Origin of the sequence: Dechloromonas sp. ARDL1 (assembly GCF_051122455.1) — a bacterium.
Taxonomy (GTDB): domain Bacteria; phylum Pseudomonadota; class Gammaproteobacteria; order Burkholderiales; family Rhodocyclaceae; genus Azonexus.
Genome location: NZ_CP168939.1, coordinates 1,454,399 through 1,469,829, shown reverse-complemented (window position 1 = coordinate 1,469,829; position 15,431 = coordinate 1,454,399). Strand labels below are relative to the sequence as shown.

The following is a 15,431-nucleotide window of genomic DNA, read 5'->3' as shown; positions in this document are numbered from 1 at the left end:
TGCCTTCTCCCGATTGTCGGGGAAGTGAATCGTCGATATTTGAAAGTGCTAGAATCGCCAGCGTCCCGCGATAAGCAATTTCTGCTCATCGGACTTGACCCCGTTGAGTGTTGGAAAAGGTAGAAAAATGGATACGAAATTGAACCAGGAGCGGCGCCAGAAGGCGCAGCGGCGCCTCTCGGATTTCGGGCCGCCAGAAGGCCTGACGGAGCGCCGGATCAATATCGAGCGACGTCTCTTCAATCTGGGTATCGGTAGCGCAGGCAACTGGGGTGTCGCATCGAACTCGGGTGGTTCGCGCGGCAACCCTGCCACCTGCTGATCGTTATCCGATCAGCGTTTTGCGACGCAGGCCTGCACGGCATCGGCTGCAGCCTCATCGCTGAGTCCGCTTTGTTCGGCAAAGTAGCCGCATAGCGGGCATTTGAAGCCGGGTGGGCAGTCATGCTCACGGGCACATTCGGTTTGCGTTACGTCGGTCAGCACCAGTTCGCGAACCGCCTCGCAGCGGGCGAGGGGTGAGTCGAAGTAGGACATATGGGTTTCCTCCCGTGTTGTATCTTGCTTATTCCAGCATAGTCGTCCGGTGGCGAATGTCCATTTCCGCCCGGACCGTGGCTAAGCGACGAGATACTCCGCGAACCACCTGCTGACTTCGGCCAGTGGACGATCGCCCGTTGCGAGTATGTGCAATTGGTGCGTACCACCCAGATGCGAAGCCGCACGCTGGTAGGCAGCCGATACTGGCGTGTCGTTGTGCTCGACAAGCATCAGCAAGGGGGCCGTCAGCAGTTCGAGTGCCTGCAGCCCGGCCCGGTCGATCATCCCCCCGTGGCAAACCAGCGCCCTGACCTGAATGTCGCGTTGCGCGGCGCAGCGAATGGCTGCCGGCGCCGTATCGCCGCGGGCGTGGATCCCCAGCGCCAGATCCTGCATGTCGCCGTCGTTACGTATCAGGTCGAGTACGTCGAGCAGTCGCTGGGCCAAACGTGGAACATTCTGTGTGGCATCGGCGAACTGCAATTCATGGGCGGTCAGCAAATCCATGCCCAATATGGCGAATCCACGAGCCGCCAGGCAGGCAAGCAGTGCGTCGTCTTCGGGAACGCGGTGCGAACGGGCGACCAGGATGAGACCCTTGGGGCTTTCCGGGAGATCGAGTTGGCCGTGGAGCGAGCCGTGCGGCGTGTGCAGGACGATATGGCGGATCATGGGGAGAGGCGGACGGGAATACGCCGAGGGCCGAAAGCATGGCCGTCGCGCCCAAGTGTTTGGGCAAAATGGCCGGCGATGGCGGTCTGGCAGTGTGGGCAATGGCCTTCGGCCGTCAGGTCGTAGCGGTGGATGGTGTACCAGTCGCGGACAATCAGGGCGGCTCGACAGTTTGGGCAAAATGTCGTGCCACCCTCGGGATCATGGACGTTGCCGGTGAACACGTAGTGCAGGCCGGCATCGAGGGCGATGCGCCGGGCCTGCGTCAGCGTCGAGGATGGCGTGGGCGGCAGGTCGTTCATCTTCCAGTCGGGGTGGAAGGCCGAAAAGTGCAGCGGTACGTCCGGTCCCAGTTCCCTGGCCACCCAGGCGGCCAGTTCGCCGATTTCGGCGGGGCTGTCGTTATGCCCGGGAATGAGCAAGGTGGTGATCTCCAGCCAGCAGTCGGTTTCATGGCGGATATAGGTCAGGGTGTCGAGGACAGGCTGCAGGTGGCCGACGCACAGCTTGTGGTAGAAGGCTTCCGTGAAGGCTTTGAGATCGACGTTGGCGGCATCCATCACGGCAAAGAATTCCCGCGCCGGTTGGCGATGGATGTAGCCGGCGGTGACGGCGACATTGCGGATGCCCTGTTCGCGGCAAGCCTGTGCCGTGTCGATGGCGTACTCGGCGAAGATGACCGGATCGTTGTAGGTGTAGGCGACAGCGTCGGCGCCATGGCGTTTGGCAGCGGCGGCAATGGTCTGCGGGCTGGCGCTGTCCATCAGGCGATCCATGTCTTTCGAACGGGAGATGTCCCAATTCTGGCAGAACCGGCAGGCGAGGTTGCAGCCGGCGGTGCCGAAAGAAAGAATAGCGCTACCCGGGTAAAAGTGATTCAGCGGTTTCTTTTCGATGGGGTCGATGCAGAACCCGGAGGATCGCCCGTAGGTGGTTAACTGCATTCGCCCATCGACCATCTGGCGGACGAAGCAGGCGCCGCGCTGGCCTTCGTGCAACTGGCAGTCGCGCAGACACAGGTCGCACTGGATTCGACCGTCGGGCAGGGCGTGCCACCAGCGCCCGGGGTGCAGCGTGGGGACTGCGTTCATGGTGGCGCCTCCTTCCATTTCGTCACGCCGTAGCGTTCGAGCCGGACGTCGGGGCCCCAGTAAGCGGCGGGCAAACCGGCCTTCTGCTTGAGGTGGGCCATGAACAGGGCCGGGGCGGGGAGTTGCTCCCAGACTTGGGGCAGGAAGGTCGCCCGGCGGCTGCCGCAAGAGAAAATGATGCCGTCCTCGCCCGGACGTAGTTGGGCCAGGGCGTCGGCTTCGTCGGTGAAGGGCAGCGCGATGGCAGGCGTCAGCAGCGAGACCTCGACGCGGGTAAGAGGCAATTCGGCAGCCACCAATGGCGGGAAACGGGGATCGCGAAAGGCAGCGGCCAGCGCGTTCTCCCGGACATCGACGCCAAGAGGGCGCCACGCTTCCAGGCTGCCGATACAGCCGCGCAATTGGCCTCGCTGGGTCAGGGTGACGAAGGTGGCTCCCGGTTCGTGCAAGGCAGGCAGATCGTCCGTCGGTCGCACGGCTTGGCCTAATTGGGAGGCAATCGCGTTGCGGGCCAGGATCAGCAGCGCGTGTCCGAGGTCAGGCATGGAAGTCGCCCTCCGCGAACGAGAATGCCGCGTAGCCGACCACGCGGTTGCGGTCCCCGGCGGTGTCGCCGGAATTGCACAGCGCGAGCAGGGTCGGTTTCAAACCGCGGCGGGCGGCGGCCAGTAGCAGGCCGTTGACCGGGTAGGCACCGCAGGCCTGTTCCGGGCGAATGCCGGTATCGAGTTGCAGGATGTGCTTGCAGGTGTTGCCGTCGACCTGGCGGGCCGTGGCGTAGGGCAGGAAGTGGGAGAGATCGGAGCTGACGACGATCAGGGTTTCCGGCCCTCCCCACAGGATATCCAGCACCTCAGCTACCGCCTCCGGGGCGGCATGCCCGACCGCCAGCGGGACCAGCGAGAAGTGCGGCAGGACGCGCTGCAGGAAGGGAAGATGCACTTCGAGCGAATGTTCGAGGGCATGCGCCTGTTCGCTGAACACGATCTGCGGCAGTTCGGCGATGTCGGCGATGGCCTGAAGGTCGAGCCGAATATTGCCCAGCGGTGTGGAAAAGGCCTCCGTTTCCGGGAGAGCAATACCCTGGACGGCAACCCGATGGGTCGGGCCGAGCAGGATCACGCGCCGGATATCCCCGGCCCATGGGGCCAGGGTGGTGTAGGCTTCGGCCGCCGTTGCCCCGGAATAGATGTAGCCGGCGTGCGGGGCGATCAGTGCCTTGGGGCGAATGGAGGCATCGTGGCTGGCCGCGGCGAGCAGCCGGTCCACGGCAAGCGTGAGCGTTGCCGGATCGCCGGGGTAAAAAGTGCCGGCAACGGCGGCGGGGCGTGTTTCGATCATGGCGTACTCCTCAGACGAGCAGCAATCCGGCGGCCATGCCACCCCCGATGGCGAGCAGGCCGGGCAAGGCGTGGCGGGCCAGCTTGCCGCCCCCGATGCTGACGACCAGGCCGATCTTGAAAACCAGGTTGGCCAGCAGTGCCAGCGCGACGGCGATCACGGCCTCGGCGCTGGCGATCTTTTCGAGGTTGAACATGCGCAGGGTGGATAGCACGCTGGCGTCGGCATCGGTTAGGCCGGAAACCAGGGCGACGATGTAAAGACCGCTGTTGCCGGCCCTGTCCTGTAACCAGGCGGAAGCCAGAAGAACAAGGGCGTAGAGCAGGCCGAAGGAAATGGCGGTTTTCAGTTCGGTCGGATTCTTCACTTCCGGCATCGGCAGGTTGTCTGCCGCGCTGAGAATCTTCCAGCCGTACAGTGCCATCGCCACGCCCGGCACGATGCCGCAGGCAAAGACCACGGCAATCGGCCCGGCCAGATGAGGGGCGACAACGCCGGCCACCAGCCAGAGACGGATCATGACCATGACGTTGGCGATCAGGATGACGATGGACGACATGCGGACGAGATCGTCGTGTTCGCGGGCATGGCGCGAGAACATCATGGTCGTTGCCGTGGACGACGCCAGGCCACCGAAGATGCCGAGCACGGCGGCGCCATGGCGGGCGCCGATGATGCGCAGCGCGAGGTAGCCGGCCAGCGCGAGGCCGGAAATCAGTACCACCATCCACCATATCTGGCGAGGGTTGATGGCGTTGTAGGGGCCGAAATCCTCGCTCGGCAGGATGGGCAGGATGACGAACGACAAGACAGCGAACTGGAGGATGGAATTGATGTCCTTCGGCGTCGTGCGCTGGCTGAGCTGTTTCAGCTCGGCCTTGAAGTAGAGCAGGATGGTGGTGGTGATGGCGAGCATGACCGCCAGTGCGGCGTAGCCCAGCCAGACGGCGGCGCCGAGGCCGTAGGTGATGACGATCGCTGCTTCGGACGTGAAGCCGCGATACTGCTCTTCCTGCTGCGACGAAAAATTGGAGGCGATCATCGCGCCGGCCACTACCAGCAGCCCGAACGCGAGCAGCCAGTGGCTGCCGGAGCGCTCGTCGAGCAAGGCGAACAGGCAACCGAGCATGGCCACCAGCGAAAAGGTGCGCAGGCCGGCCGCCGAGTCGGGGCGGCGCTCGCGTTCCATGCCGATGAGCAGGCCGATGCCTAGTGCGGTGGCGAAGGCCTTGACTGGCTCGACCAGTTCGGGGACGACGAAACTCATGCCATTCCTCTTTTTCGGGTGTTCTTCAGTAAAATTAAGCCATGCCACGCCATTACGCAATCGTTCCCGCTGCCGGCAGCGGTTCCCGCTTTGGTGCCGAGAAGCCCAAGCAATACCTCGACCTTCTCGGCCGCCCGCTTATCTTCCACACCCTGTCGGCCCTGGTGGCCTGCCCGGATATCGAGCGGGTGTGGGTCGTCCTCGCGCCGGATGACCCCTGGTGGCCGCGCTACGACTGGTCCGAACTGGGGGCCAAGCTGGAAACGGTGCGCTGCGGCGGGGCGACGCGTGCCGAAAGCGTGGCCAACGGGCTGCAGGCGGCGGCCATGGTCGCCGCCGACGACGACTGGGTTCTGGTGCATGATGCAGCGCGCCCCTGTCTGTCGGCATCCATGCTCGATACCTTGTTTGCCGACCTGGCCAGCGATCCTGTGGGCGGCATCCTCGCCGTGCCGGTCGCCGATACCGTGAAACGTGCGGATGCGGAGCAGCGCGTGGCGGCGACCGAGCCGCGGGATGGCTTGTGGCAAGCGCAGACGCCGCAGATGTTCCGCTACGGCTTGCTGGGCGAGGCGCTGGCGAAGTGCCGCGCGGTGACCGACGAGGCAGGCGCCATCGAAGCATTGGGTCTCAAGCCGAAACTGGTGCGCGGCGACACCACCAACCTGAAAGTCACCTATCCGGCCGATCTTGCCTTGGCCGCCATGATTCTGAGGGCACGTAAATGAATTTCCGCATCGGGCAGGGCTACGATGTCCATCAACTGGTTGCCGGCCGCAAGCTGATTCTCGGCGGCGTCGAGATTCCGCATGTCACCGGGCTGCTCGGTCATTCCGATGCCGATGCGCTGCTGCACGCCATTACCGATGCCTTGCTCGGCGCGGTGGCGCTGGGCGACATCGGACGTCACTTCCCCGACACCGATCCGCGCTACAAGGGGGCCGACAGCCGCGTGCTGCTGCGCGGCGCGGTGGCTTTGCTGGCCGCTAAAGGATGGCGGCCGGTGAACGTCGATGCGACGATCATCGCCCAACAACCCAAGCTGGCGCCGCACGCTCCGGCCATGGTGGCCAATGTCGCCGCCGACCTGGGCATTCCGCCCGATGCGGTGAATATCAAGGGCAAGACCAACGAACGCCTGGGTTATCTCGGGCGGGAGGAAGCGATCGAAGCCCAGGCGGTCGTCCTGGTCGAGCGTGTCGGCTGAACCACCCGGGAAAAACCAGGAGCGGCCGGTAACGGCCAGGGTCTTTTTCGCGTTGCACCCACCCGAGACCGTTGCAACGGCGCTTGCCGAAGTGGCACGGCGCACTGCGGAGCGACAAGGGGGGCGTCCCACGCGCGGCGACACGATACACCTGACATTGGCTTTTCTGGGCGACATTCCAGTCGCTGAGCTGCCCAGGCTCCAAGCCGTGGGCGACAGGGTTCGTGGTGCCCTTTTTTCGTTGCGGATCGACCGCTTGGACTACTGGCGGCACAAGCGCTTGCTATGGGCCGGACCTTCCGAGGTGCCACGGTGCTTGCGGGATTTGCACAAGCAACTGCTGGCGGCGCTTGCCGAATCGGGGTTTCGGGGCGACTTGAAGGGAGGCGAATTTACCCCGCATATCACGCTGGTGCGTCACGTGTCGTTGGAAAATCCTGATTTGACGGGGCTTGGCGGCGATCCGACGTGGCCGCTCGATTGGCCTTGTTCGAGCTTTGCCTTGCTTAGGTCGGAGTTGAGTTCGGCCGGGCCGAATTACACGCTTCTTCGAACGTTCACCCTGGCTTGAAAGGGGGGCGCCAGGCTTCCTCCGAAAAACTCGACACGAACCCTGCCGAAAGGCTAAAGTTTCTCCGCCGAATGTCGGTAATAGGCTGGTAGGCTGGTAGGCTGGCTGACAATAAATGCTATGTGCGGGTTCGGAGTCGTCGAGGATTCCGACCAAACAAGGGGGAGCTTTTTGGGGGTTGTCGGGCGTTCGGAAACCGTGGCTGCGTTGCGTGTCCTGATTGTCGAATCGGCAAGCAGGGACGGACAGCGTTTGCTGGATGCAATCCAGGGTGGCACGACGGTCATCGAAGGATGTCTCGTTGCCGATCCGGAAATCCTTGCTTCCAGGTTGCAAGCCGAGCAGTGGGATGCTTTCGTGTTGTCGTGCACCCTGCCGGAGTTGCCGGCGCTCGATGCCATGGCGCTGTTTCGTAAACAGGCGCCGGCGGTGCCCGTCATTCTTAGCATCGAGCGCGGCGCCATGGATTTTCCCTTCGAGTTGCTGGAGAACGGCGCGTGCGACTTCGTTTTCAAGAGCAATCCGTCGCGGCTGTTGGCGGTGATCGAACGCGAATGCGCAAAGAGCAGTCTGTCGCGGGCCGGGCAGGAGGATGTGGCCGGGACGATCGATTCCCTCCCTGCAAGCGAGGGAATTGCCCGCTTCCAGCAACTTTCCAGCAATCTTCCCGAGTGCTATTGGCTGGCGGATGCCGAGACCCGGGCGATCACCTTCATCAGTGCCGGCTACGAACACATCTGGGGCCAGCATGTCGACGCGCTATACGCAGATTACCGGGACTGCTTGACCTATGTCCACGAGGCGGATCGCGAGCGCGTTGCCGATGCCATGCAGGCCCATCGCGAGGGTGGGCTGGATATCCGGTTCCGTGTGCTGCGGCCGGGTGACGGGCTGCGCTGGCTGCATGCCCGCAATTTTCCGGTGCGCAGCGAGGGAGGGAAAGTACTGAGCGTCGGCGGGGTGGCGACGGATATTACCGGCCAACTTGCTTCCAAACTGAACTTATCCTATTACACGCATTTCGATGCACTAACCGCGCTACCCAACCAGTGGATGTTCTACGACCAGGTGCAGCGCATGATCGCCTTGTCCCGGCGTAGCGGCTTGCCGCTGAGCGTGATGGTGGTGGATGTTGACCGCTTTCACGAAGTGAACCAGGCCCTGGGGTATGCCGCCGGCAACGAGCTGCTGCGGCAGATGGCGGGGCGGCTGTCGGGCTCGCTGCGCGAATCGGATTACCTGTGCCGCCTGGGGGGCGACGTGTTCGGGATTCTGCTGCCCGAACTGGCCGATAGTCAGCAGGCCGGCATTGTCGCCCGGCGCATTATCGAAACGCTGATCATGCCGGTCCGGGTTGCCGGGCAGGACGTGTTCGCGACGGCGAGCATCGGCATCGGCTTCTACCCGCAGGATGGCCAAGAGGTTCATGAATTGCTGAGCAATGCCCAACTGGCCGGAGCGCAGGCGAAACAGCAGGGGCGCAACAGCTACCAGACGTATTCCTCGGGCATGCAGGATCACATGCGCGAACGCATGTTCCTCGAAATCGACCTGCGCAACGCCACGCTATGCGAAGAGTTCGTCCTCTATTTCCAGCCGAAGGTGAGCTGTGCCGATGGGCGCATGACGGGGGTCGAGGCCTTGTTGCGCTGGAAGCATCCACGTCGCGGTATCGTGTCGCCGGACCAGTTCATTCCCTTGCTCGAAGAGACCGGACTCATCGTTCAGGTCGGCCGCTGGGTACTGGAAGAAGCCTGCCGGCATGCCGTCGAATGGCAGCGGGCAGGGCTGAACATGCCCAGCGTTTCGGTGAATCTCTCGGCTCGCCAGTTGCAGTCGGAAACGCTGCTGGCCGACGTGGCGACGACGCTGGAGGAGACAGGGCTGCCGCCGTCCTGCCTCGATCTGGAAATCACCGAGAGCATGCTGATGCACAATGCCGAAACAGCCATTCGCACGCTGTCGGCATTGAAGAAGATGGGCGTCACCATTTCGCTGGACGATTTCGGTACTGGCTATTCCAGTCTTGCCTACCTGAAGCGTTTTCCGCTCGATGCGGTCAAGGTGGATCGCTCTTTCGTCCAGGATATCGCCGCCGATTCGGACGACGCTTCGATCACCCGGGCGGTGATCACCATGGCCCACCACCTCAAGCTCAAGGTGGTCGCGGAGGGGGTGGAAACACCCGAACAACTGGCCTTGCTGATATCGCACCAGTGCGACGTGATCCAGGGCTACTTTTTCTCCCGCCCCTTGCCGGCCGATCAAATGACCAGCGTGTTGCTGGCCGACCAGCGGTTGCCGAGCAATCACCTCAACACCGGTAGCCGCAAGCCGATGGCGCTATTCGTCGCGGTTACCGGGTTCGATGAAGTCATTTCATGGCTGGGTAGCGAAGGGCACCGCGTCTGCGCCGTCCCGGACGTAGCCGGTGCGACGCAGTGGTTGTCCGGAAATCTGGTCGATGTGCTGGTGTGCGGTGCGCCCCGCAAGGGTTTCGATTCGGCGGCACTGATTCGTCTGGCCGGCGAATTGCAGCCGCGCTGCGAGCGGATACTGCTCGCCGACAGCCGGCAATGGAGCCGCAAGTCGGTTGCCGAACTGAGCGGCTCCGGTTTGGTACACCGCCTCATCCATCTGCCAGTCGAGCCGGATGCTTTTCAGCGGATCGTTGATGAAGCACTGACCCGCCGGCATATTTCGGAGGAATATAGCCGCCTGTCGCACGAGGTCGAAGTGGTGGAGCGCCAATTGGTACAGGCCGAAGAGGATCGCCGCCGACTGTCCGACGAAAACATGGCACTCCAGGCACAGGAGCGACAGGGATATCGGGTATTGCAGGAGGTGCTGACAGCACTGCCGACTCCGGTGATCGGGGTCGATGTCGATGGTTGGGTGGCATTGCTCAACGAGGCAGCAATTCACCGTTTTGCTGAGCGCGGCATAGCTCCGGGCGTTGCGTTGTCAGGCGTTCTTCCTGAATTGAGCGAGGATCTCGCGGGGGGGCGTGTGTCGATTGACGGCATCGATTATTGTTGTACTTCCCAGCGCATTGGGATGGCATCTCAGGCAGAGGGCCGCCTCTTTCTGTTGACCGAGATCGGAAACAGAACATGAAGAGCAGGATTTCCACAGAAACCGCGCTTCCCGGCATGTCACTGAGCGAAGCGGTGCTGGACGATGCAGGGCGGGTGCTGGTGCCGGATGGTGCGGTATTGACCGAGTCCCTGATTCACAGCCTTTTGCGTCGGGGTGTCGCGGCATTGTGCGTGGACCAGGCAGTCGAGGAGGATCCGGCCGAGCGCGAAATCAGGCATGCCCGGATTGCCCGGTCGGTCGCGGTTTTCTTCCGCCAGGCGGGCGACGGGGCTGGGACAGTGGCGTTGCGGGAGGCGATATGTGCCTTTCGGATGGAGCGCGGAGCGTGAACCTGCTCACCCACGATGAAATTGTCTTGCAGCTCCGGCAATTGCCGGCGCTGCCCGCGGTGATCAATGAAGTCTTGGCATCATTCGGCAACGACGAGGCGGATATCGGCCGGATATGCCTGTTGGTTGCCCGCGACCAATCGCTGACGGCACGTTTGCTGCGAGTAGCCAATTCATCCTTCTATGGGCTGCAATGTCGCGTTGCGACGATCAACGAAGCCGTCGTCGTTCTTGGCTTCCGGGCCGTGCGCAGCATGTTGCTGACGCTGAGTGTGAACGGTGTTTTCGATAAACAGGATTGTCCCGGTTTCGAGCCCCGTGCCTATACGCGGCACTGCGTCGGGGTCGGGCTGGCGGCACGGGCTATCGCCGAAACGACCGGCCGCAATCCCGATCAGGCCTTCGCCGGCGGAGTCTTGCACGACATCGGGCAATTGGTTCTGGCCAGTATTTTCGGGGCGGCTTACGCCCTGGTGCTGGCCTATCGCAGGGAGCACGATTGCCCCCTCGCCGTGGCCGAGCGCGACATTCTCGGCACGGATCACGCCATTGTTGGCGGATTGTTGGCCGATGCCTGGAATTTCCCCGCCTCCTTGCGTTCGGCCATTGTCGAACATCATGCACCGTCCGCGGCCTCGGCAGATTCACTGGCCGATCTGATTCATGTTGCGGATGCCGTCGCACACGGCCTGGGGCTGGCGGGAGACGACTGCGACCTGGTGATGCCGGTCGATCCTACGGCGTGGCAAAGGCTCGGCCTGGACCGGGTCAAGCTGGCCAGTATCCTGCCGCGTGTGGTTGATGGCCTGGAAGAGGCCAGCCAGGCTTTCAGCGCCTGATCGGCAGCGACAGGCGGGCGAGCAGGCCGCCGCCCGGGTTGGGCAGGAGTGCCAGGTGTCCATCGTGCAGTCGGGCAACGCGCTCGACGATGGCAAGGCCGAGCCCGGTGCCGGTTGCGTTGCTGCGCGCTGCTTCCAGTCGGGTGAAGGGGCGTTTCAGGCGGTCGACTTCGCTGGCCGGCACGCCGGGGCCGTGGTCGGCGACTTCGATATGAATGTCTTGCGTATCGGCTGATAGATGGAGGCTGATCTCGCCGCCGGCATATTTGGCCGCGTTGTCGAGCAGGTTGGTGACAGCGCGGGCGACTGCCTTGGGGCGCAGCTTGACTTCCTCCAGCACCGGCAGGTCGGTACGAATATCCCGGCCGACATGACTCTGGCGGGCGGCAACGGACGCCAGTAGCGCCGGCAGGTCGGTGAGTGCCGGGGGCTCCCCGGATTCGGCGCGGGCGTAATCCATGAACTGGGAAATCACGCCTTCCATCTGCTCGATGTCCGATACCACGCCCTGGCGGGCATTTTCGTCCGATACGCTGAGCTCGGCCTCGAGCCGCAGGCGGGTCAGCGGGGTGCGCAAGTCGTGCGAGATGCCGGCGAGCACTTCGGAGCGCTCGCGCTCATTGCGCTGTAGATCGGCGGCCATGGTATTGAAGGCGGCGGCGAGGCGCTTCAGTTCATCGGCGCCATCTTCGGGCAGCGGTTCAGGTATTTGGCCTCGGCCGACCGTTTCGGCAGATCTGGCCATCGCCTTGAGCGGCCTGCTGATACGGGATGCGATGAGCCAGGCGACGCCGAGCGCAAGGGCTACGGCGAGCAGCCCCCAGGTCAGCCAATGCTGCGCGAATCTGCGGGCTGCCCGCTCGCGTGGCAGGACCAGCCAATACTCTTCTTCGTCGGCATCGTCCAGCCGGAAGCTGACCCAGAAGCCTGGAACGCCATCGACGCTGGCTGCGATCCGGGTGTGGTCGCCCAGACGGCGATGGATCTCTTTTTGCAGCAGGGTGAAAAAGCGTGAATCGGGCATGGCCTCAATCTGATCGCTGGGTTCGGCTGGCAGGAGGCGGATGCCTTCGCGGCTGGAAAACTCGGCAAACAGGCCAAAGCGGCGCTCGGGGGCGGCGGCGAATAGTGATGCCCGGATCAGGTTGACAGCGGAAGCCGCCAACTGGGCGGTTTCGCGGGCACGTGGCTCGGCATCCATGTAGCGGAACAGGCTGAGCCAGGCTGCCGTCGTGAGCAGGACCAGGATGGCGAGCAACAGAAAGGTACGCGCCAGCAGCGTACGGGGCATCGACTCAATCCCGAGGGGTGCCGTCCGGCACGAAGACGTAGCCGAAGCCCCAGACGGTCTGCAGGTAGCGCGGTTGCGCTGGATCGGTTTCGATCAGTTTGCGCAGGCGGGAAACCTGGACGTCGATGGCACGGTCGAAGGGCCCTTGTTCGCGGCCACGGGCCAGCGTCATCAGCTTGTCGCGCGACAGCGGCTGGCGCGGGTGCTGGAGCAGCACCTTGAGTACCGCGAATTCGCCCGTGGTCAGCGGCTGCAATTCATCGCCGCGCTTGAAGGTACGTGCGGCGAGATCAACCTCGATGTTGCTGAAGCGTATGGTTTCCGCCTCGCCTTCGGGGGCGCCGGGAGGCCTGTTGCCCTGGCGCCGCATGACGGCATGGATGCGGGCGAGCAGTTCGCGCGGGTTGAAGGGTTTGGGCAGGTAGTCATCGGCACCCATTTCGAGCCCGACGATGCGGTCGACCTCGTCGCCCTTGGCGGTCAGCATGATGATCGGCGTCTGGTCGCCCTGGCCGCGCAGGCGACGGCAGATCGACAGCCCATCCTCGCTTGGCATCATCAGATCAAGCACGATGAGGTGGAAATGTTCCCTGGCACGCAGTTTGTCCATCTGCTGCCCGTCGGCGGCAGCCTTGACCTCGAAACCCTGTTCGCCCAGGTAGCGCGTCAAGAGATCGCGCAGCCGGACATCGTCATCGACGACGAGAATGTGGTGGTGTTGTTCGCTCATGCTGGCAAGGATAAGGGCTGACGATGAATGAAGCGCATCAAATGGTAACAAGCTTTTGCAGCGCTTGGCCGGGAAACATATTCTTACATCTGGGCCGACTTGCCGTGCGTCTGCGGAGGGACAATGGTGCCGTCCCGTCATCCGGCCGCTACAATTCCTGTCATGAAACGTCTTCTCGCCTGTTCCGTACTCCTTCTGGGTCTGCTCGGCCCGGTTGGCGGCGCGTGGGCGCAGCAGGGGTATTGGCGCGATCTGCCGCCGGATGAAAGACGGCAGATGCGCCAGCAGATGCGCGAGCACTGGCAGCAGGAACGGGAGGTTCGCCGCGACGAACCATCGCCGCGCTGGCGCGACATCCCGCCGGAGGACCGGCGGCGTCTACGCGACGATATGCGCGAGCAACGTGGCCTTCAGGAACCTCATGACTTCCGTGGCGGTGGTGGTGGGCGGGGCTGGCGGCGCGACTGAATCGCTGAAGCGGCGAGGCTCCGGTAAAATGCCGATCCATGTTGATCCTTGCCCTTGAAACTTCCACCGAACTCGGTTCCTGCGCGCTGTGGCGCGATGGTGCGATTACCGAACGCCGTTGTCCGGAAAAGCGGCCGCATTCCGAAACCTTGTTGCCGCTCGTCCGCGATTTGCTGGCGGAGTCCGGTGTCCGGATCGGTGATCTCAATGCGATTGCTTTCGGCGTCGGTCCGGGGGCTTTCACCGGCTTGCGCGTGGCTTGCGGCGCCGCACAGGGGCTGGCGGTCGTCGCCGGCTTGTCGCTGATTCCGGTAACCAGCCTCGAGACGCTGGCGGCTAGCGCCGGTGCCGACCGTGTCCTGGCGCTGCTTGATGCGCGCATGGGCGAGGTGTATTCCGCTTGCTACGAGCGAGAGGAGGCGGGCCACGCCCTGCGTGGGGAGATTCGTGTTTCGGCTCCCGCCGACATCGTGCTGCCAGCCGATTCCGGCTGGCTGGCCTGCGGTAATGGACTGATGGCCTATCCGGAGCTGCTCGATCGCGTCCGCAAGGCCGGCCTTGCCATCGAGCCGGGCAGCTTGCCGACGGCGGCTACGGTGGCTGCCATTGCCGCCGGAAAGGCCGCGCGCGGCGAGGGGATTGATGCTGCCGAAGCGGCTCCGCTGTACGTTCGCGACAAGGTGGCGAAAACGGTGGCCGAGCGCATGCGGGAAGGCGGAAAGGCGTGAACGGCCTGGGGATTTTGGCGGAATTCTTTCCGATGAACGAACGCGACCTGGCTGCGGTGGCGGCACTGGAGGCCACGCTGCAGGTTTTTCCCTGGTCGCACGGCAATTTCGCCGATTCCCTGGCTAGCGGTTACAGCGTCTGGGTGCTGCGATTGGGTGGCGACCTGATCGGCTTTTCGGTTGTCATGTCGGTGATCGATGAAGCACATCTGCTCAATATAGGCGTTTGCAAGCGCTATCACGGTCAGGGCTACGGGGCGCGGCTGCTGCGCCATGCCATGGAGTGTGCACGCCTGGGCGGGGCGAGCAAGCTCTTTCTCGAGGTCAGGCCTTCCAACGATCGGGCCGTCGCGTTGTACCGGCATTTCGGATTTCGCCAGATCGGCACGCGCAAGGGCTATTATCCGGCCATAGTTGGTCGCGAGGATGCGCTGATTTTTGACAAGGAACTGGCGGCATGAGCTTGAACCGGGAACAGATGCTAGTCGAGATGGGGATTTCGCCGATCTGGGTATTGCGCGATGCGCCGGCAGTCGAATTTGACGTGGCGCATCAGATCCAGGAGGCAGCGCAACCTGTGCCATCGGCGGCAGCGGTTGCCGAAGCGGCTCCGCTCCCCGTTCAGCATGTCTATCAAAAGAGCGAACCGTCCTCGCCGGCCACGCTGGATGTTGGCGCGCTCGACTGGCCGGCGCTTGCCCGACAGGTTGCTGGGTGCCGTGCCTGTTCGTTGTGTGAACAGCGCAAGCAGGCCGTGCTCGGTGTTGGGGATACCAGTCCGGACTACCTGTTCATCGGTGAAGGGCCAGGTGCCGACGAGGACGCCAAGGGCGAACCGTTTGTCGGACAGGCCGGAAAGCTACTGGATAGTATGTTGGCAGCGCTCGACATCGCCCGGGGCAATCGTGTTTACATCGCCAACGCTGTCAAATGCCGCCCGCCCGGCAACCGGACGCCGGAGCCGGCCGAAATGGCAGCTTGCTGGCCTTATCTGGAGCGCCAGATTGCGCTGCTCAAGCCAAAAATCATCGTTTTGCTGGGCAAGGCGGCCGTGCATGCCGTTCTGCACGATGACAAATCGCTGGCTAGCTTGCGCGGCAGGCGTTTCGATCATGCCGGCATTCCGGTGGTGGTGACTTACCACCCCGCCTACCTGCTGCGCAATCTTCCCGACAAGGCCAAGGCCTGGGAGGATCTGCTCTTCGCGCGCCGTACCTTGCGCGAGCAGACGACACCGGAACTACCTTTTTAGTAAGCC

Annotated in this window: 19 protein-coding genes; 11 read left to right on the top strand and 8 right to left on the bottom strand. The window is 63.4% G+C overall.

Features of this window, described 5'->3' with window-relative positions; genetic code table 11:
- The first annotated feature begins 127 nt into the window (after positions 1 to 127).
- Positions 128 to 322: a hypothetical protein gene (locus AB6Q56_RS07230; protein WP_434516401.1), complete on the top strand. Its 195-nt coding sequence runs from the start codon at positions 128 to 130 to the stop codon at positions 320 to 322.
- An 11-nt stretch (positions 323 to 333) separates the two neighbouring features.
- Here the strand turns inward: AB6Q56_RS07230 and AB6Q56_RS07225 are convergent, their stop codons facing one another.
- The 6 genes from AB6Q56_RS07225 to AB6Q56_RS07200 form a co-directional block, all read right to left on the bottom strand.
- A complete protein-coding gene (locus AB6Q56_RS07225; RefSeq protein ID WP_434516400.1) occupies positions 334 to 537 on the bottom strand; it encodes a hypothetical protein in 204 nt (67 codons plus the stop codon).
- An 81-nt stretch (positions 538 to 618) separates the two neighbouring features.
- Entirely contained in the window at positions 619 to 1,212 is a 594-nt protein-coding gene (locus tag AB6Q56_RS07220; RefSeq protein WP_434516399.1) for a hypothetical protein, read from the bottom strand.
- Positions 1,209 to 2,303 carry an AmmeMemoRadiSam system radical SAM enzyme gene (gene amrS / locus AB6Q56_RS07215; RefSeq protein WP_434516398.1) on the bottom strand — a complete coding sequence of 365 codons (1,095 nt, stop codon included), beginning with the start codon at positions 2,301 to 2,303 and terminating at the stop codon, positions 1,209 to 1,211. Before amrS ends, AB6Q56_RS07220 begins: the two co-directional genes overlap by 4 nt.
- A complete protein-coding gene (gene amrA, locus AB6Q56_RS07210) occupies positions 2,300 to 2,848 on the bottom strand; it encodes an AmmeMemoRadiSam system protein A (protein ID WP_434516397.1) in 549 nt (182 codons plus the stop codon). The genes amrS and amrA overlap by 4 nt, the downstream gene beginning before the upstream one ends.
- On the bottom strand, positions 2,841 to 3,644 hold the full coding sequence (amrB, locus tag AB6Q56_RS07205; RefSeq protein ID WP_434516396.1) for an AmmeMemoRadiSam system protein B: 804 nt from the start codon (positions 3,642 to 3,644) through the stop codon (positions 2,841 to 2,843). Before amrB ends, amrA begins: the two co-directional genes overlap by 8 nt.
- Positions 3,645 to 3,654: 10 nt before the next feature.
- Positions 3,655 to 4,911 carry an MgtC/SapB family protein gene (locus tag AB6Q56_RS07200; RefSeq protein WP_434516395.1) on the bottom strand — a complete coding sequence of 419 codons (1,257 nt, stop codon included), beginning with the start codon at positions 4,909 to 4,911 and terminating at the stop codon, positions 3,655 to 3,657.
- A 41-nt stretch (positions 4,912 to 4,952) separates the two neighbouring features.
- On the opposite strand from AB6Q56_RS07200, the gene ispD reads away from it, so the two are divergent.
- From ispD to AB6Q56_RS07170, 6 genes are all read left to right on the top strand, one after another.
- Positions 4,953 to 5,639, top strand: a complete 687-nt coding sequence (gene ispD / locus AB6Q56_RS07195) for a 2-C-methyl-D-erythritol 4-phosphate cytidylyltransferase (protein WP_434516394.1) — start codon at positions 4,953 to 4,955, stop codon at positions 5,637 to 5,639.
- Positions 5,636 to 6,118, top strand: a complete 483-nt coding sequence (ispF, locus tag AB6Q56_RS07190; protein ID WP_434516393.1) for a 2-C-methyl-D-erythritol 2,4-cyclodiphosphate synthase — start codon at positions 5,636 to 5,638, stop codon at positions 6,116 to 6,118. Before ispD ends, ispF begins: the two co-directional genes overlap by 4 nt.
- Positions 6,108 to 6,689 carry an RNA 2',3'-cyclic phosphodiesterase gene (thpR, locus tag AB6Q56_RS07185; protein WP_434516392.1) on the top strand — a complete coding sequence of 194 codons (582 nt, stop codon included), beginning with the start codon at positions 6,108 to 6,110 and terminating at the stop codon, positions 6,687 to 6,689. Before ispF ends, thpR begins: the two co-directional genes overlap by 11 nt.
- 198 nt (positions 6,690 to 6,887) lie before the next feature.
- Positions 6,888 to 9,806: an EAL domain-containing protein gene (locus tag AB6Q56_RS07180; protein ID WP_434516391.1), complete on the top strand. Its 2,919-nt coding sequence runs from the start codon at positions 6,888 to 6,890 to the stop codon at positions 9,804 to 9,806.
- The gene (locus tag AB6Q56_RS07175) at positions 9,803 to 10,117 is read left to right on the top strand and encodes a hypothetical protein (protein WP_434516390.1); all 315 of its coding nucleotides are present in this window, start codon (positions 9,803 to 9,805) and stop codon (positions 10,115 to 10,117) included. Before AB6Q56_RS07180 ends, AB6Q56_RS07175 begins: the two co-directional genes overlap by 4 nt.
- The gene (locus AB6Q56_RS07170) at positions 10,114 to 10,956 is read left to right on the top strand and encodes an HDOD domain-containing protein (protein ID WP_434516389.1); all 843 of its coding nucleotides are present in this window, start codon (positions 10,114 to 10,116) and stop codon (positions 10,954 to 10,956) included. The genes AB6Q56_RS07175 and AB6Q56_RS07170 overlap by 4 nt, the downstream gene beginning before the upstream one ends.
- Here the strand turns inward: AB6Q56_RS07170 and AB6Q56_RS07165 are convergent.
- Positions 10,946 to 12,247: an ATP-binding protein gene (locus AB6Q56_RS07165; RefSeq protein ID WP_434516388.1), complete on the bottom strand. Its 1,302-nt coding sequence runs from the start codon at positions 12,245 to 12,247 to the stop codon at positions 10,946 to 10,948. The genes AB6Q56_RS07170 and AB6Q56_RS07165 overlap by 11 nt on opposite strands.
- A 4-nt stretch (positions 12,248 to 12,251) precedes the next feature.
- Positions 12,252 to 12,977 (bottom strand): osmolarity response regulator transcription factor OmpR, encoded by a 726-nt coding sequence (gene ompR / locus AB6Q56_RS07160; protein ID WP_434516387.1) that lies wholly within the window; start codon positions 12,975 to 12,977, stop codon positions 12,252 to 12,254.
- A gap of 162 nt (positions 12,978 to 13,139) precedes the next feature.
- On the opposite strand from ompR, the gene AB6Q56_RS07155 reads away from it, so the two are divergent.
- The 4 genes from AB6Q56_RS07155 to AB6Q56_RS07140 are packed head-to-tail and all read left to right on the top strand — an operon-like array spanning position 13,140 to position 15,425.
- Entirely contained in the window at positions 13,140 to 13,445 is a 306-nt protein-coding gene (locus tag AB6Q56_RS07155; RefSeq protein WP_434516386.1) for a hypothetical protein, read from the top strand.
- Between the two features lie 38 nt (positions 13,446 to 13,483).
- Entirely contained in the window at positions 13,484 to 14,173 is a 690-nt protein-coding gene (tsaB, locus tag AB6Q56_RS07150; protein WP_434516385.1) for a tRNA (adenosine(37)-N6)-threonylcarbamoyltransferase complex dimerization subunit type 1 TsaB, read from the top strand.
- 32 nt (positions 14,174 to 14,205) lie between these two features.
- The gene (gene rimI / locus AB6Q56_RS07145; RefSeq protein ID WP_434516384.1) at positions 14,206 to 14,634 is read left to right on the top strand and encodes a ribosomal protein S18-alanine N-acetyltransferase; all 429 of its coding nucleotides are present in this window, start codon (positions 14,206 to 14,208) and stop codon (positions 14,632 to 14,634) included.
- On the top strand, positions 14,631 to 15,425 hold the full coding sequence (locus AB6Q56_RS07140; protein WP_434516383.1) for a uracil-DNA glycosylase: 795 nt from the start codon (positions 14,631 to 14,633) through the stop codon (positions 15,423 to 15,425). Before rimI ends, AB6Q56_RS07140 begins: the two co-directional genes overlap by 4 nt.
- The last annotated feature ends 6 nt before the right edge of the window (positions 15,426 to 15,431 follow it).

Coding starts and splice junctions, on each gene's coding strand:
- amrS (WP_434516398.1), bottom strand. CDS start 2,303: ATGAACGCAGTCCCCACGCTGCACCCCGGGCGCTGGTGGCACGCCCTG.
- AB6Q56_RS07155 (WP_434516386.1), top strand. CDS start 13,140: ATGAAACGTCTTCTCGCCTGTTCCGTACTCCTTCTGGGTCTGCTCGGC.
- AB6Q56_RS07200 (WP_434516395.1), bottom strand. CDS start 4,911: ATGAGTTTCGTCGTCCCCGAACTGGTCGAGCCAGTCAAGGCCTTCGCC.
- AB6Q56_RS07220 (WP_434516399.1), bottom strand. CDS start 1,212: ATGATCCGCCATATCGTCCTGCACACGCCGCACGGCTCGCTCCACGGC.
- amrB (WP_434516396.1), bottom strand. CDS start 3,644: ATGATCGAAACACGCCCCGCCGCCGTTGCCGGCACTTTTTACCCCGGC.
- ispF (WP_434516393.1), top strand. CDS start 5,636: ATGAATTTCCGCATCGGGCAGGGCTACGATGTCCATCAACTGGTTGCC.
- AB6Q56_RS07140 (WP_434516383.1), top strand. CDS start 14,631: ATGAGCTTGAACCGGGAACAGATGCTAGTCGAGATGGGGATTTCGCCG.
- ompR (WP_434516387.1), bottom strand. CDS start 12,977: ATGAGCGAACAACACCACCACATTCTCGTCGTCGATGACGATGTCCGG.
- AB6Q56_RS07175 (WP_434516390.1), top strand. CDS start 9,803: ATGAAGAGCAGGATTTCCACAGAAACCGCGCTTCCCGGCATGTCACTG.
- tsaB (WP_434516385.1), top strand. CDS start 13,484: ATGTTGATCCTTGCCCTTGAAACTTCCACCGAACTCGGTTCCTGCGCG.
- AB6Q56_RS07230 (WP_434516401.1), top strand. CDS start 128: ATGGATACGAAATTGAACCAGGAGCGGCGCCAGAAGGCGCAGCGGCGC.
- ispD (WP_434516394.1), top strand. CDS start 4,953: ATGCCACGCCATTACGCAATCGTTCCCGCTGCCGGCAGCGGTTCCCGC.
- rimI (WP_434516384.1), top strand. CDS start 14,206: ATGAACGAACGCGACCTGGCTGCGGTGGCGGCACTGGAGGCCACGCTG.
- amrA (WP_434516397.1), bottom strand. CDS start 2,848: ATGCCTGACCTCGGACACGCGCTGCTGATCCTGGCCCGCAACGCGATT.
- AB6Q56_RS07225 (WP_434516400.1), bottom strand. CDS start 537: ATGTCCTACTTCGACTCACCCCTCGCCCGCTGCGAGGCGGTTCGCGAA.
- AB6Q56_RS07165 (WP_434516388.1), bottom strand. CDS start 12,247: ATGCCCCGTACGCTGCTGGCGCGTACCTTTCTGTTGCTCGCCATCCTG.